The 14,930-nt window shown below is 68.8% G+C and carries 15 protein-coding genes; 7 read left to right on the forward strand and 8 right to left on the reverse strand.

Translation table 11 applies throughout. The annotated features are described in order from the left end of the window. Positions 1–10: 10 nt before the first annotated feature. Positions 11–1,231 (forward strand): acetyl-CoA acetyltransferase, encoded by a 1,221-nt coding sequence (locus ACIRRA_RS38935; RefSeq protein WP_402779166.1) that lies wholly within the window; start codon positions 11–13, stop codon positions 1,229–1,231. A 66-nt stretch (positions 1,232–1,297) separates the two neighbouring features. Here the strand turns inward: ACIRRA_RS38935 and ilvD are convergent, their stop codons facing one another. Continuing rightward, the gene (ilvD, locus tag ACIRRA_RS38940) at positions 1,298–3,151 is read right to left on the reverse strand and encodes a dihydroxy-acid dehydratase (RefSeq protein WP_402779168.1); all 1,854 of its coding nucleotides are present in this window, start codon (positions 3,149–3,151) and stop codon (positions 1,298–1,300) included. 104 nt (positions 3,152–3,255) lie between these two features. Between ilvD and ACIRRA_RS38945 the strand changes: the two genes are divergently transcribed. After that, the gene (locus ACIRRA_RS38945; RefSeq protein WP_402779171.1) at positions 3,256–3,852 is read left to right on the forward strand and encodes a TetR family transcriptional regulator; all 597 of its coding nucleotides are present in this window, start codon (positions 3,256–3,258) and stop codon (positions 3,850–3,852) included. 9 nt (positions 3,853–3,861) lie between these two features. On the opposite strand, the gene ACIRRA_RS38950 is transcribed toward ACIRRA_RS38945, so the two are convergent. The 3 genes from ACIRRA_RS38950 to ACIRRA_RS38960 all read right to left on the reverse strand — a co-directional run bounded on the left by ACIRRA_RS38950 (position 3,862) and on the right by ACIRRA_RS38960 (position 5,818). Then, positions 3,862–4,257 (reverse strand): nitroreductase family deazaflavin-dependent oxidoreductase, encoded by a 396-nt coding sequence (locus ACIRRA_RS38950; RefSeq protein WP_402779174.1) that lies wholly within the window; start codon positions 4,255–4,257, stop codon positions 3,862–3,864. A gap of 212 nt (positions 4,258–4,469) precedes the next feature. Further along, positions 4,470–4,817, reverse strand: a complete 348-nt coding sequence (locus tag ACIRRA_RS38955; RefSeq protein WP_402779177.1) for a hypothetical protein — start codon at positions 4,815–4,817, stop codon at positions 4,470–4,472. Positions 4,818–4,975: 158 nt separating this feature from the next. Beyond that, positions 4,976–5,818: an NAD-dependent protein deacetylase gene (locus ACIRRA_RS38960; protein WP_402779180.1), complete on the reverse strand. Its 843-nt coding sequence runs from the start codon at positions 5,816–5,818 to the stop codon at positions 4,976–4,978. Positions 5,819–5,904: 86 nt separating this feature from the next. On the opposite strand from ACIRRA_RS38960, the gene ACIRRA_RS38965 reads away from it, so the two are divergent. Then, positions 5,905–6,084 carry a hypothetical protein gene (locus tag ACIRRA_RS38965; protein ID WP_402779183.1) on the forward strand — a complete coding sequence of 60 codons (180 nt, stop codon included), beginning with the start codon at positions 5,905–5,907 and terminating at the stop codon, positions 6,082–6,084. Positions 6,085–6,108: 24 nt separating this feature from the next. Here the strand turns inward: ACIRRA_RS38965 and ACIRRA_RS38970 are convergent, their stop codons facing one another. Beyond that, complete coding sequence (locus tag ACIRRA_RS38970; protein WP_402779185.1) at positions 6,109–7,104, reverse strand: 1-aminocyclopropane-1-carboxylate deaminase/D-cysteine desulfhydrase; 996 nt, start codon at positions 7,102–7,104, stop codon at positions 6,109–6,111. 114 nt (positions 7,105–7,218) lie between these two features. Here ACIRRA_RS38970 and ACIRRA_RS38975 point away from each other — a divergent pair, with 114 nt between their 5' ends. Together ACIRRA_RS38975 and ACIRRA_RS38980 are read left to right on the forward strand one after the other, a co-directional pair. Continuing rightward, positions 7,219–8,082 carry an SDR family oxidoreductase gene (locus ACIRRA_RS38975; protein ID WP_379401383.1) on the forward strand — a complete coding sequence of 288 codons (864 nt, stop codon included), beginning with the start codon at positions 7,219–7,221 and terminating at the stop codon, positions 8,080–8,082. A 21-nt stretch (positions 8,083–8,103) separates the two neighbouring features. Then, the gene (locus ACIRRA_RS38980) at positions 8,104–9,414 is read left to right on the forward strand and encodes a phytoene desaturase family protein (protein ID WP_402779189.1); all 1,311 of its coding nucleotides are present in this window, start codon (positions 8,104–8,106) and stop codon (positions 9,412–9,414) included. Between the two features lie 96 nt (positions 9,415–9,510). Here the strand turns inward: ACIRRA_RS38980 and ACIRRA_RS38985 are convergent, their stop codons facing one another. Continuing rightward, entirely contained in the window at positions 9,511–10,182 is a 672-nt protein-coding gene (locus ACIRRA_RS38985) for a TetR/AcrR family transcriptional regulator (protein WP_402779192.1), read from the reverse strand. Positions 10,183–10,252: 70 nt separating this feature from the next. On the opposite strand from ACIRRA_RS38985, the gene ACIRRA_RS38990 reads away from it, so the two are divergent. Next, positions 10,253–11,671 carry a cytochrome P450 gene (locus tag ACIRRA_RS38990; RefSeq protein ID WP_402779194.1) on the forward strand — a complete coding sequence of 473 codons (1,419 nt, stop codon included), beginning with the start codon at positions 10,253–10,255 and terminating at the stop codon, positions 11,669–11,671. A 38-nt stretch (positions 11,672–11,709) separates the two neighbouring features. Here the strand turns inward: ACIRRA_RS38990 and ACIRRA_RS38995 are convergent, their stop codons facing one another. Beyond that, positions 11,710–12,714, reverse strand: coding sequence for a TY-Chap domain-containing protein (locus tag ACIRRA_RS38995; protein WP_402779197.1), 1,005 nt, complete (start codon positions 12,712–12,714; stop codon positions 11,710–11,712). Positions 12,715–12,838: 124 nt separating this feature from the next. On the opposite strand from ACIRRA_RS38995, the gene ACIRRA_RS39000 reads away from it, so the two are divergent. Beyond that, positions 12,839–13,630: a 3-oxo-5-alpha-steroid 4-dehydrogenase gene (locus ACIRRA_RS39000; protein WP_402779200.1), complete on the forward strand. Its 792-nt coding sequence runs from the start codon at positions 12,839–12,841 to the stop codon at positions 13,628–13,630. On the opposite strand, the gene ACIRRA_RS39005 is transcribed toward ACIRRA_RS39000, so the two are convergent. Next, complete coding sequence (locus tag ACIRRA_RS39005) at positions 13,623–14,909, reverse strand: diguanylate cyclase domain-containing protein (RefSeq protein ID WP_402779203.1); 1,287 nt, start codon at positions 14,907–14,909, stop codon at positions 13,623–13,625. The two genes, ACIRRA_RS39000 and ACIRRA_RS39005, sit on opposite strands and share 8 nt — an antisense overlap. Positions 14,910–14,930: the final 21 nt, after the last annotated feature.

The raw sequence follows: 14,930 nt of genomic DNA on the forward strand, positions 1-14,930 counted from the left end.
GGAGGACCCCGTGTCCGTGCACATTCTGGGCGGCGGCCAAACCGATTTCGCCGTCAACTGGCACCGCGTCGGCCTCGGATTCGACGCCCTGATCCGTGCCGTCCTGGACGAGACGCTCGCCGCCGTCCGCCTCGACGCCACCGCGATCGAGGTGATCCACGTCGGCAACGCCTTCGGCCAATTGTTCACCGGCCAGGGCCATCTCGGCGGCATGCCCGCCACCATCCATCCGGAGCTGTGGGGCATTCCGGCCGCCCGCCACGAAGCCGCCTGCGCCTCCGGCAGCATGGCCGCCCTGGCCGCCATGGCCGATCTCGAATCCGGCCGCTACGACTGCGCACTCGTGATCGGCGCGGAGCTGGAGAAGACCGTCCCCGGCGGGCAGGCGGCCGCCTACATGGGCGCGGCGGCCTGGGCGGGCCACGAGGCACAGGACACCGACCTGGTGTGGCCGACCCAGTTCGCCACCATCGCGGCGGAATACGACCGGCGCTACGGCCTCGACCCCGCGTACCTGCGCGCCATCAGCGCGCTGAATATCGCGAATGCCCGCTCGAATCCCCGTGCCCAGACCAGGAATTGGTCCTACACCGACGCGAGCTTCACCGATGACGACACCGCTAACCCGCCGGTGACCGGCGTCCTGCGCCGCCAGGACTGCAGCCAGATGACCGACGGCGCGGCGGCCGTGATTCTCGTCTCGGACCGGTTCCTACAGCGGCACAGCAACATCCGCGCCGACACCACCGCGCTGATCTCGGGCTGGGGCCACCGCACCGTCGGCCTCCCGCTCGACGCGAAGTTCCGCGCTTCGGCCGCCGAACCCTATGTCTTCCCGCACCTGCGTACCGCGGTCCTCGACGCGCTGTCCCGCGCCGGTCTGGCCGACATCCACCAGCTCGGCGGCCTCGAGGTCCACGACTGCTTCTCCATGTCGGAGTACGTGGCCATCGACCACCTCGGCCTCACCGCGCCCGGCGAGAGCTGGAAGGCCGTGGAATCCGGCGACATCGCCCGCACCGGCAGCCTGCCGATCAACCCCGGCGGCGGACTGATCGGCATCGGCCACCCGGTCGGCGCAACCGGAGTCCGTATGCTCCTCGACGCGTACCAGCAGGTCACCGGCCGGGCAGGCGATTGCCAGCTGCCGGGCGTCACCCGCTACGGCACCGTGAACATCGGTGGCAGCACCACGGTCGCGAGCTTCATCGTCGAATCCGCCGCCGACTGACAGAGGCGGTACGGGTGGCCGGATACTGAGCGTGTGGGGTCACCTGTCACCCGGCGAGTTCTGCTCTCACCCGGCGAGTTTGGCGGGGTCGCGCACCGCGCCCCGGTCGGCCGAGGTGGCCAGCAGAGCATAGGTTTTCAATGCCAGCGAGATCTCACGCTCGCGGTGGCGCGGCTGGTATCCGCCGTTCGCTTCCAATTCCACGCGGCGGGTGGCCAATTCGGCGTCGTCGACATGGAGGGTGAGGGTCCGCGACGGGATGTCGATGGTGATGGTGTCGCCGTCCTCGACCAGCGCCAGCGGTCCGCCGGCCGCCGCCTCGGGCGAGATGTGGCCGATGGAGCAGCCGGAGGAGCCGCCCGAGAAGCGGCCGTCGGTGATCAGCGCGCACTCCCGGGCCAGGCCCAGGCCCTTGAGATACGAAGTCGGATACAGCATTTCCTGCATGCCCGGCCCGCCGCGCGGACCCTCGTAGCGGATGACCAGCACATCGCCGGCCTTGATCCGGCCCGACAGGATCGCCTCGACCGCATCCTCCTGCGACTCCACCACCACGGCGGGACCGGTGAAGGTGTGCATGTGTGCAGCCACGCCCGCGGACTTCACCACCGCTCCGTCGGGGGACAGGTTGCCGCGCAACACCGCGAGGCCGCCGTCGCGCGAATGGGCATGGGCGACATCGCGAATGCAGCCCGCCGCGGCATCGAGATCGAGGGTGTGCCAGCGCTCGGACTGGGAGAACGCGCTGGCCGACCGCTTGCCGCCGGGAGCGGCGTGGAACAGTTCCCGCGCCGCCCCGGAGGGGCGCTCGGCGCGCACGTCCCACTCGGCCAGCCACGCGTCGAGCGAATCCGCGTGCACCGCATGCACATCGCGGTGCAGCAGTCCGGCCCGGTTCAGTTCGCCGAGCAGCGCCGGAATGCCGCCCGCGCGGTGCACGTCCTCGATCAGATAGTCGCCGTTGGGCGCCACCTTGCACAGGCACGGCACCTGCAACGACATCTTCTCGATATCGGTGAGCGTGTAGTCCAGCCCGGACTCCTGCGCCGCCGCCAGCAGGTGCAGCACCGTGTTGGTGGATCCGCCCATGGCCAGGTCCAGGGCCATCGCATTGTCGAAGGCCTTGTGGGAGGCGATATTCCGGGGCAGGACCGACGCATCGTCCTCGTCGTAGTAGCGGCGCGCCAGGTCCATGACGGTGCGTCCAGCCGCCCGGTACAGCTCGGCCCGCGCGGTGTGGGTGGCCAGCGTGGTGCCGTTGCCCGGGAGCGCCAGGCCCAGCGCCTCGGTGAGGCAGTTCATGGAGTTGGCGGTGAACATGCCCGCGCACGAGCCGCAGGTCGGACAGGCGTTCTCCTCGATGCGCTCCAGATCCGCGTCGGACACGTCGGGCGAGACCGCCTCGGCCATGGTGACGATGAGGTCGAGCCGGCTGCGCACGGTGCCGTCGACCAGCACCGCGGTGCCGCCCTCCATCGGTCCGCCGGAGACGAACACCGTCGGAATGTTCAGCCGCAGGGCCGCCATGAGCATGCCCGGAGTGATCTTGTCGCAGTTGGAGATGCACACCAGCGCGTCGGCGCAGTGCGCGTTCACCATGTACTCGATCGAATCCGCGATCAGGTCCCGGGATGGCAGCGAGTACAGCATGCCGCTGTGCCCCATGGCGATTCCGTCGTCGACCGCGATGGTGTTGAACTCTCGCGCGATACCGCCCGCGGCCCGCACCGCCTCGGAAACCATGCGGCCGACCGGTTGGAGGTGGGTGTGGCCCGGCACGAACTCCGTGAAGCTGTTCGCGATCGCGATGACGGGCTTGCGGCCGATATCCGCCGAGGGCACGCCGCTGGCCCGCATGAGGGCGCGGGCCCCGGCCATGTTCCGTCCGTGCGTGACCGTGCGGGAGCGCAACTCGGGCACGATGCCACCTCCTCCTCAATCTGCAACCAGATGGTTGCAACCGTGTGGTTGGAGTTTGCCACGACCGTGAGCCCAAATGCAACCGTGTGGTTGGAGATGGTTGGATGGACGCCATGGCGTGGGACACCGAGAGGACCAGACGGCTGCTGCTCGAGGCGGCGGTGCTCGAATTCGCCGAACGCGGACCCGACGGCGCCCGGGTGAACGCCATCGCGGCCCGCGCCGGGATCAACAAGGAACGCATCTACCAGTACTTCGGCGACAAACGCGGCCTGTTCGAGGCTGTGCTGACCGATCAGCTCGAGCAGCTCGCCGCCGCCAGCCCGCTGACCGCCGACAAGGCCGGCGACCTGGCGGACTACGCCGGTCACGTCTTCGACTTCCACCGCACCCACCCGCAGTTCCTGCGCCTCATGTACTGGGAAGGGCTGCAGCCGCACGAGGGTCAGCTGTCCGCCGAGTCCGCGCGCGCCTCGCACTACGCGGACAAGGTGGCGGCTCTGGCCGCTGCCCAGCGCGCCGGCACCCTGCCCGACGACGTCGCACCGGGCTATCTGCTCTACGCGGTCGCGGCCCTGGCCGCCTGGTGGTTCGCCGCCCCGCAGGTGGTGCGGATGATCCTGGGCGCGGACGCCGACGATCCGGAAACCCTGCGCGCGGCATTGGTCGCGCTGGTGCGCCGGCTCGAGGTCCGGGCCTAGAGCAGCGTGTTACTCCCCGGAAGCGATGTCCGCGGCGAACAGCGGGAACCGGCGGGCGGCGATCCGGGCGGGGAACGGGACTTCCGGGCCCGCCTCGCCGCGGCCGACTATCCGGGGGTTGACGAGTTTGTACCGGTGAAAAGCGTGGGAGGTAGCGGCTTCTCCGGCGGCGAGAACGTTTTTGATCCAATCGGTCCGGCCGTGGCCCATGACCACATAGAGCGAGCCGTCGAAGCGAAAAGCGTTGACCGGTGTGGAATACGCTCGGCCCGACTTGCGGCCGCGGTGTTCGATCACGGCGAACCCGGGCAGATACGGCGCGAGCGGGCGAACCACCGGGTTCATGTACCTGACCTGCAAGCGGTCCAGCCACGCCGGGAACATGTTGGGTTCGGTCGTCGGCATTTCGGTTTCCCCTGTCCACGCCTGATGTCTCAGACAGACTACAACCACACTCCCGGCCAGCGAGGATTCGGCGCGTCCACCGCGAATTCCGCGTGAAGGAGGACTGACGGCATCACCGGCGCCAGCCCCCGACGACATGCCGCTCGACGGAGTCACCCTCGTAACCCCGGGAAGGTCGCCGTCGGAGGTCGGCTGCCGCGTGCGGTATTCGCTCAGCTCTTGGCCGCGGGCTCGGCGGTCTGCCCGTCCTCGGCGTGCTCGGTGGTGCCGGCCGCACGCTCCGCCTTGATGTCGGCCTGCCACTTCTCGAAATCGGTTCGCATCACCACGATCTGATGTTCGATGGCTTCCCTGGTGTCCGACCACCACTTCTGGGCGACGTCGCGCAACTCGGCCGTGGTCTTCTCGAACTCGCTGCCCTCGCGCTCGAAGGTCGCCTCCACCTCCTTCCGACGCGCCTGGAGCGCGGCGCGGTTCTGCTCGCGCGCCGCGGTGGACGACTCCTCGAACCGCTTCACCTGTGCGGCGAGGTCCATCAGTGATTCAGACAACGGCTTCATGGTCTCTTCCTCTCGAATCTCTTGATCCGCGTTGGGGATCCGGCATCGGCCACCACCAAGCCTGGCTTCCGCGACCGGCGGGTCCAAGGGCAGAACGTCCCCTGAAATACCTGCCACTCGGCATCGATTGCCCGCCCGCCGCGTTGCGTCGGTCGAAATCAGCTGGCGGTGAGGGCATCCGACAATGCGGTGAGGACAGGGGCGCAGCCGGCGTCGAGAATGAGGGTGGCCAGGGCGTCGGCACGGGTGCCGCCGCGGTTCAGGATGATCAGCGGACGGCCGGATTTGGCGGTGCGGCGGGCGAAGCGGAGACCGGACATGACCGTCAGGGACGAGCCGACGACCAGGAGGGCGTCGGCGGAGTCCACCAGGTCGAGGGCCGCCGCGACACGAGGTTTGGGGACCGATTCGCCGAAGTAGACGATGTCGGGTTTGAGGAGGCCGCCGCAGTGCAGGCAGTCGACCATGCGGAAGGAGTCGGTGTCGGTCACGACGGCGTCGGCGTCCGGCGCGACCTCGAGGCCGTCGAGCGGGATCGAGTCGGCGAAGCCGGGATTGGCTGCCTCGAGACGATCGGCCAGAGCCATGCGCGACGTGAGGGCGTCGCAGGCGAGGCAGCGGACGCGGGCGTAGACACCGTGCAGATCGATGACCCTGCGATGACCGGCCTTGGTGTGCAGCAGGTCCACGTTCTGGGTGATGAGGCCGCTGACGAGGCCCGCACGTTCCAGCCGGGCCAGCGCCCGATGCGACGGATTCGGCCGGGCCGCGTCCATGCGCCGCCATCCGACGTGATTGCGGGCCCAATAGCGTTGGCGGAACAGCGGATCGCCGATGAACTGCTGATAGGTCATCGGGGTCCGGGGCGGGGCGTCGGCGCTGCGGTAATCCGGAATGCCGCTGTCGGTGGAGATGCCCGCGCCCGTGAGCACGGCCAGGCGACGGCCGGAGACCAGGTCCAGCAGGCGATCGAGCTGCTGCGCGGAACCGGAATCGGGCATGCGGCCAGCCTACGACGCACCCGTCGTGTCACGTCCGAGGACCCTGCGTCGTCACTTACGAGATCGGCGGCCCGCGTATCTACACCATGAAGGAACTCGAGCGCAGCTACCTGGAGGCCACCGGCCGCCGCCGTCCGGTGTTTACCATGAAGGTCCCCGGAAAGGCGGCCCGCGCGTATGCTGCGGGCGGCAACCTCACCCCGGAGCAGGCCGTCGGCGGGCGTACCTGGGAGGAACTCCTGGCCGCCAAGCTCGCCGCCGCGTGAGCGCACGGCATGCGGAAACCGATGTCAGCGCGGTCCGTTGGTGTTGAGGTACACCACCGAACCGTCGAACCGGCCGTGCGCGTTCATGTCCAGCAGCGCGGCCATGGCCTTCGCGGTGTAGACCGGCTCCAGCCGCATGTGCTCCCGATCCTCCGAGAGCGCCTGTGCCGTAGCTGCTTCCGGCATCGGATGGCCGTATCCCGGACCGAGGTAGTCGGTGACGATGTCCAGATTGTCGGTGGGGGAGAGGCTCTCGGGTAACCGCGCGCCGCGCGCCCGCAGCAGCCGCTCGGTGCGGCCCGCCAGCTTGGCGAGCGCCGGTTCGTCGAGTCGCAGCGTGTCGTTCACGACCACACCCACCACCCGCGTCCGCAATTCGGCCAGCCGCAAGCCGAGTGACAGCCCCGCCGCCGTCCCGCCCGATCCGACCGGGATCACGATGTGGCTCGGCTCCGGAAGGTCGCCGGTGCGCACCTGATCCGCCAATTCCAGTGCGGCCTCGACATATCCGAGCGCACCCACCGGTGACGACCCGCCCGCGGGCAGGAAGTAGGGCGGCCGCAGGCCGGTGAAATGCCGGGCCAGCAGATACGGCGCACTCACAATCGTGCGCGCCTTGGTGTGGGTGAAGTGCAGCTCGGCTCCCGAGGCCCGCAATCGCTCGAGCTGCGCCCGCACATGCTCGTCGACCGGCTGATCCACAAGCGCCAGAACGGTTTTCAGCCCGTGTTCACGCCCATAGAGCGCGGTCGCCAGCCCCCAGTTGGTGCCCAGCCCGCCCACCGTCACGATGGTGGTCCGCCGTCGGCGCAGTGCGTCGGGCAGTAGCCATTCCAGCTTGCGGACCTTGTTGCCGCCCCAGCCGCCGTCACCGAAAGCGCTGTCGTCCTTGAGCCAGATGTCCGAGCCCGCCGTGTCGAGTGACTCCAGCCTCCGCACCGGCGTCGGGCCGGTCCCCAGCCTCACGTGGGGCAGAGTCCGCTGGAGCTCGGGGTAGCGGCGGTGCAGGTGCGGGGTCATCACGCCAACCCTATCGACTGTCCAGTTTTTCGACGAGTGTGGCGGGCAGCACACAGGTGCCGGATTCGCTCCTGCTACGTTCCGAACTGTCATTAACTTCGGCAAGGAGATTTCATGCCTGGTGTAACCGATCGCGTCGTCATTGTCACCGGAGCCGGTGGCGGACTGGGCCGGGAGTACGCATTGTTGCTCGCCCGCGAGGGCGCGCTGGTCGTCGTCAACGACCTCGGCGGTGCGCGCGACGGCTCCGGATCCGGCCACAATATGGCCGACGCCGTGGTCGAGGAGATCCGCGCGGCTGGCGGCACCGCCGTCGCCAACTACGACAGCGTCGCCACCGAGGAGGGTGCGAAGGCGCTGGTCCAGACCGCGATCGACAGCTTCGGCGCGGTGCACGGCGTGGTCAACAACGCGGGCATCCTGCGCGACATGAGCTTCGTGAAGATGACCCCCGAGGCCTTCGAGGCCGTGCAGCGCGTGCACCTGTTCGGCTCGTTCTACGTCACCCACGCCGCCTGGCCGCACTTCCGTGAGCAGGGTTTCGGCCGCGTCGTCATGGCCACCTCCACCTCCGGCCTGTACGGCAACTTCGGCCAGGCGAATTACGGCGCAGCCAAACTCGGCCTGGTCGGCATGATGAACACCCTCGCCATCGAGGGCCGCAAGTACGACATCACCGTCAATGCCGTCGCGCCCATGGCCGCCACCCGCATGACCGCCGACATCGCCTCGGCCGAGATGCTCGAGAAGCTGCCGCCGGCCCAGGTCGCGCCCATCGTCGGCCATCTGATGAGCGAGGACTGCACCGACTCCGGCATGGTGCTGGTGGTCGGCGGCGGCTCGGTGCAGCGGGCCCAGCTGTTCGCAAACCAGCCCGTGTTCTTCAGTGAGGTCCCGACGGTGGACCAGGTGCGGGAGAATTGGAGCCGTATTACCGATATGTCCGACGCTCGGCCCGGGGTGAACCCAGCGGGCTGAGCCTGCCCGAGGAGCCTCGCCATGAGCGAGAACACGTGGGACGCGCTGGTTGTCGGAGCCGGAGCGGGCGGGCTGTGCGCGGCCGCCCGGCTCTCGCACCACGGCTACCGCACCCTGGTGGTCGAACGCCTGGATCGGATCGGCGGGCGAGCCTCCACCACCGAACTCGACGGTTTCATCGTCAATACCGGCGCGGTCGTCGTCGAACTCGGCGGCATCACCGAACGGACCTTCGCGGAGGTGGGCGCGAAATTCGAAGTGCGCCCGGCGGATCCGCCGATCCTGTTCCGCATCAACGGCCGTGACGTGGATGTCGCCAGCGGTGGCTGGGGGCTGCTCATCTCCCAGCTGACCCGCCAGGGGGCCAAGCTGCTCACCGGAATCGGCGCGGCCCGCACCGAGGGCGAGCTGCCCGACCGGGAACTGTCCACCGCCGACTGGGTGCGGCGCTACACCAAAAACGAGGCGGTGCAAGGCATATTCCGCAATATGTGCGGCTCGATCTTCGCCGTCGGCTCGGAGGAGCTCCCCGCGCGCGTGTTCCTCACCTACTTCACCCGCACGTCCGCGTTCAAGAAACTCGGCTTCTGCCCCGAGGGCACCATCGGCATCTGGAAGGCCCTGGTGGAGGTGGTGGAACGCAATGGGGGACAGGTGCGTCTGGGCAGCGAGGTGCAGCAGCTGCTCGTCGAGGACGATCGCGTCACCGGGGCCCGCATCCGGCACGAGGGCGAAACCTCCGATGTCTCCTGCGCTTTCGCGGTCAGTGACATCGGGCCGTCGGCCACACTGGATCTCGTTGGCCCCGAACACTTTCCGTCCGACTACGTCGGGTCGGTGCTGCAACGCGATCTGCCCTGCGCCATGATCTCGGTCAATTTCGCCAGCCGGGAACCGCTCATCGACGCCCCCTGCCTGCTCAGCTTCGCCCGCACCAGGCGGCTGTGCTACGTCGCCAACTTCACCGCCACCTGCCCGGAGATGGCCCCCGAGGGCTGGCACCTCTACGTCGGCACCGGGGTGCCCAAGCCGTCGGTGGGCGATTTCGACCCCGAGGCCGAAACCGCGCTCGTGCTCCAGGATCTGCGCGAGGAGATCCCGGGCTTCGACACGGCCCGCATCCTGTCCATCGCGGTCACCCGTGACGACTGGCCACCCCAGCGCACGGTCGCCGGCTACGACCTACCCCACGACACCCCGATCGCGAATCTCTGGAATGTCGGCGACGCGGTCAAGGAGTACGCCAACGGCGGCATCACCGCCTGCACCGAGACCGCGAAGATCGTCGTCGACGAGATCATCGCCAGCGGCGTGGGTCGATCCGCGATGTGACAACTGATTTCGTGGCGACGAGGGTAACTCGTGGGTACCCCCAGGATCGGTCCGGCGCCTGACCGGCGGCACGCGTGCGCGACCGGCAACGGCTCGTCAGCCGGGCGCTGAAGTCCCGGGAAGGCGGATCAGCTCGGTGATCCCGGGCAGCCGGTCCACCATGGCCACAACGTAATCCGCGACGATCCCGATCAGCACGGGCCGTTCGACCTTCAGGCCGCCGTCGAGCCACACCAGGATCAGCTCGGCCGCGCCGCCGGTGATCAGCTGGGCCAGCGCGGTCAGGGCGGTGTCGTCGCCCTCGGGAATGTCGAGCAGGACCCGCGTCTGCTCGATGAGCAGCTGCGCCACCCGGCGCATGCCCTCGAAGCGGCGGCGCATGAGCATCTCGCTGCCGTAGGCCTGTGCGAAGGCGATGTTCGCCCGGCGCGGATCGTCGGTCACCGTGATGATGAGCGCCGCCACCCCGGCCCGCAGTTTCTCCTCGGGCCCGCCGGGGGTCTCGGTCATGGCCGTGCGAGCCTGCTCGAGGGCCGCGCCCTGCACCTCGTCCAGCAGTGCGGAGGCCAGCGCGTCCAGACCGGTGAAGGATTCGTAGAAGAAGCGCGGCCCCACCCTCGCCTGCTCACAGACCCCGCGCACGGTGAGCGCGGCCAGCCCCTGCGTGCCGACGATCTCGAGGGCCGCGTCCAGCAGCCGTCGACGGCGCTGCTCGCGACGCTCGTCGGTCGTGGTGCCGCGATAGGTCCCGTTGAAAGCCCGCGTCACCCTGACAGCTTGGCACAGAAATCGGGAAACGACCGTTTACGGAAACTATCGTTTCCGCTACCGTTGAGGCATGGCTGTGCGAAAAGCCGTGGTGAACCATCGAATTCAGTGCCGCGCCGCCGGGGTACTGGAGCGCTATCCCAGCGTGCCGCGGGCACTGGCGACACCGCCGCCCGGCAGCGGGCTCAAACCGGTGATGGGTGATTTCGGCCCGCCCGGCATCGGCCACGTGGTGAGCACCCTCGCCGACCCCCTCACCTTCAGCCGCGACCGCATGCGCCGCTACGGCCCCGTGCAGTGGATGGGCGTCTTCGGGCGGCAGGTGGTCGGCATCGGCAGCCCGGCGGCCGTGGAGGAGGTGCTGCTGGACCGCAAGCACGTGCTCTCCGCGCAGCAGGGCTGGGAATTCCTCATCGGCCCGTTCTTCCGCGGTGGAATCCTGCTGCGCGACTTCGACGATCACGCCTACCACCGCCGCATCCTGCAGCAGGCCTTCACCCGGCCGCGGCTCATCGGCTACCTCAACCTCACCACCCCGCGCATCGTGCGCGGCGTCGACTCCTGGCTGCCCGCCGCCGATTTCCCGCTCTACGACCACGTCAAGCGCATGCTGCTGGAACAGGCCACCGTGGTCTTCGCGGGCGCGGAACTCGGACCCGAGGGCACCCGCCTGTCCCAGGCCTTCGAGGACGCCGTGCACGGCGGCAAGGCCATCATCCGCACCAATATGCCCGGCGGCGTGTGGAATCGGGGCCTGCGCGGCCGCCGGCTGCTCGAGGAATACTTCCGCCGGGAACTGCCCGCCAAGCGCGCCGGCGACGGCGAGGACCTGTTCAGCGTGCTCTGCCACGCCGAGACCGAGGACGGCGAATCCTTCACCGACGCCGACATCGTCGACCACATGATCTTCGTCATGATGGCCGCCCACGACACCAGCACCCTGGCCATCTCCATGCTGGCCTACGAGCTGGCCCGGCACCCGGAATGGCAGCAGCGGCTGCGCAAGGAATCGGAGGCGCTGGGCAAACCCACCCTCGACTACGCCGACCTGGACCGGCTGCCCGCCCTGGAGATGGCCTTCCGCGAGACCCTGCGCATGTACGCGCCGGTCGGCCAGATGGTGCGAGAAGCGCTGGAGGACACCGAGATCGCCGGGTACTTCATCCCCAAGGGCGCGCTGGTCATGGTCGGCTCGTACTCGATGATGCGCAGTGAGGAGTACTGGCACGACCCGGACGTCTTCGACCCGGAACGCTTCGATCCCGCACGCGCCGAGGACAAGTCGCACCGCTTCGCCTGGCCGCCGTTCGGTGGCGGCGCGCACAAGTGCATCGGCCGGTACTTCGGCGGCATGACCGTCAAGGCCACCATGCACCGCATGCTGCTGAACTACCGGTGGAGCGTGCCGGACGGCTACCGGGTGCCCCTGGTCGCCGGCACCGGCCCGACGCCGGCGGACGGCCTGCCGATCCACCTGCGACGGCTCTGAGCCTCACCCGCGCCCGCGGACGACCGCCGTGCGGCGGCTCACCGGACGTCGCGCGGAATCCCGAGTTCGATGTCCAGGTAGCGCAATTCCGGATCGCGGCGGCGGCCGTTGCGGAACGCCCGGAACACCAGATCCTGCGGATGCCCGACGGTGAACACCTCGGTGAAGGTGGCCACCGTCCGCTGCGGCGCGCCCTCCAGGCTGGGATTGAACCCGGCCTTGGCGAGCGGCCCCTCCCAGATGAGCGCCGCCCCGCCGGGCACGCTGTGCGGGGCGAAACTCCAGCCCAGTTCGCGCATGCGCCGGTCGAACTCGCCCGCGCCCAGTCCGGCCACATCCCAGCCGCTGGCCTCGTTGAAAAGCTGCCTGCCGTGCAGGAATTGGACGAAGCACGGATCCGGTCCGGGGTGCGGGGTGCTGAGATTGATCACCCCGTCCCACGGCAGTGTGGTCAGCGCCCAGCTCAGCCTGTCCTCGAAATCGGCCCAGTTCGAACACACCACCGGCGCCTCACGCTCGCTGGGGCGGTCGGCGGGCAGGCCGTAGCTGCCGCTGCCGGGCGCGTCCATGCTCCAGGTGGCGAAACGCAGCCGGTCCCCGTCCATGTCGAGGCCGTCGCGCAGCACCGCCACCACGGATTCGGCGACACCGCGCCGATGGTCCACCGACTCGCCGCGCTGCCATCCGGTGCTCCATTCGCGCGCCAGCCGCGGCTGCTGGTGCACCCGCTGCATGGCCCGCCACTGCGGATCCGGTGCGGTGGCATCGGATTCCGAGGGCAGCGGCACCGGATCCCAGGTGCCGTCGGGCTGGGCGCGCAGCACGGTCAGCAGTGCTTCGGCGTCGTCGGCGTCGTCGGGGACGGCCACCAGCACCTCGATCTCGGTGCCCTGCTGTGCGAAATGCACACGGCGGCCGGTGAGTTCGTCACGAACCTGAACGAAGCGCGGGTTCCATCCGAGTCCGGACTCGTCGGCGTCCTCGTCCTCGTCGAGAAAAAACGGCATCCATTCGAGCAGCACATCCCATCCCTGCGAACCCACCTTGCCTCCCTCCGGGTTCTCGCCAACCTACCCGCCGGCCACCCTTCGTGCCCGCCGGTGGGTACCGGCCGGGCTGTGCACTGTGGTAGAACCTGTTCTAGTTTTTCCACCTGAAGGACCGCGAATGAACTGGTACACCGGCAATACCGTCTACGACACCGTGCTCACGATCGCTTTCGCGTTCGCAGCTTTCGTGCTGATCGGCGGCCTCTTCGGGCAGAGCCCCTACGGCCGCTTCGCCACCGCCAAACTCGGACTCAATCTCAATCCGAAGCTCGGCTGGTGGTTGATGGAGATTCCGGCCACCGTGGTCTTCGCCGTCGCGTACCTCAGCGGTCCGCGCCGCTTCGAGCCGACTTCCCTGGTGCTGGCGGCCATCTGGATTCTGCACTACGGCAACCGCGGCTGGTTCTTCCCCCTCTCCATTCGCCAAGTGCCCGGCAAGACCAGCAGTTTCAATGTTTCCGTGCTCGGCATGGGCATGTTCGTGACCGCGCTGCACGGCTATCTCAATGGTGCGCTCTTCAGCCACGATTATCTCGGGCAGTACGGCACGGGCTGGCTGACCGACCCGCGCTTCATCATCGGGCTGATCGTCTACCTCTGTGGTTTCGCGCTGCTGGTGAGTTCCGAGGGGATCGTGCGGAATCTTCGCGACAAGAACAACCCGGGGGCAACGGAATACAAGATCCCGTACGGTCTGGGATTCCGATTCGTCACCAGCCCCACCTATCTCGGCGAACTGGTCGCCTGGGCCGGATTCGCCATCCTCACCTGGGCGCTGCCCGGCGTGGTCATCTTCCTGATCACCTTCGGCAACCTGGTGCCGCGCGCCTTCGCCACCCACACCTGGTACCGGGAGAAGTTCGAGGACTACCCGGCGCAGCGAAAAGCGCTGGTGCCGTTCGTCATCTAGCGTCGCCGAGCGCGCCGTGGCGCAGCGCCTTGTCGCGGTACATGGCGACGTCCACCGCGTGCATGAGCTCGTCGATGGCGGTGGAATCGGTGTCCACCAGCGCGGTGCCGATGCTCGCGCCCACCTGCACCAGCAGCCCCGCCACGTCGAACGGATCGCGCAGCGCGGCCAGCAGGCTGTCCGCGACAGTGTCCAATTCTTCCTGACCTGAGCAGTTCTCGACCAGGACGATGAACTCGTCGCCGCCCAGCCGCGCCGCCACCCCGTTCGGCGGCAGGGCCCGGCGCAGCCGCTGGCCCACGTCGCACAGCACCCGGTCGCCCGCGGTGTGGCCACGGCGGTCGTTGATCTCCTTGAAGCCGTCCAGATCCAGGTAGCAGACCCCGACCTGGCCGGTGGCCGCGGCGAGACGGTCGAAGAACAGCAGGCGGTTGGGCAGGCCGGTGAGCGAATCGTGATGGGCGTCGTACCAGAGCTGATCGGCGAGCTGCTTGCGGTCGGTGACATCGACGGTGACGCCGATCAGGAAGCGCGGCTTGCTTTCGCTGTCGCGGACCACCGTCATGGACAGGTCGATGACGGTGTGCGTGCCGTCCGGCTTGGTGTGCCGGGTCTCGAAGCGGAAGCGGTCGATCTCACCCGAGAGCAGACGCTGGAACAGGGAGAACGCGTCACCGCTGTTCTCGGGGCCGAGAATGTCGGCCACGCTGCGGCCGGGCATGGACTCGGCGGGGACGCCCAGGGTTTCGGCGAAGGCGTTGTTGACGTCGACCACCTTGCCGGTGGCGGCATCGACGGTGCCGATGCCCACCGATGCCCCCTCGAAGATGGCCTGAAACCGTGCCTCCGACAGCTGCCGGCGCGCCTCGGCCTCCTGGACCGCGGTGAGGGCGGCTCCGAGTGTCGTCTCCTGTTCGGCCAGCGCCACACTGCGCAGCCCGGCGGTGAATTCGGCGGCGAATTCCGCCGCCAGCTCGATGGCGCGATCGCGGACCGGCCCGTAGTCCGCGCAGCCGGGGTCGGGGCAGGCGTCGGTCACCAGGTCCTTGCACAGCACCAGCACCGAGCGGTGCACGGCCAGCGGGTCGCGGTAGTTGGCGGCCACCAGGGCGACCGCGGCCTCCCGCGCCACCGACATGTTCCCGGTGCCGCGCACGGCCGCGATCAGGCGCTCACCGAAACCGTCGAGCAACTCCTCCACCTGGGTCCGGGTGAGCGTCGGCGCGACCGCGCCGTCGAGAGCGTCGGCCCATCGGACCGCCAACTCGTGTGCTGCCACCGGTGACCCCCTGCCCCTGAC

Source organism: Nocardia sp. NPDC101769 (genome assembly GCF_044766925.1).
Taxonomy (GTDB): Bacteria; Actinomycetota; Actinomycetes; order Mycobacteriales; family Mycobacteriaceae; genus Nocardia.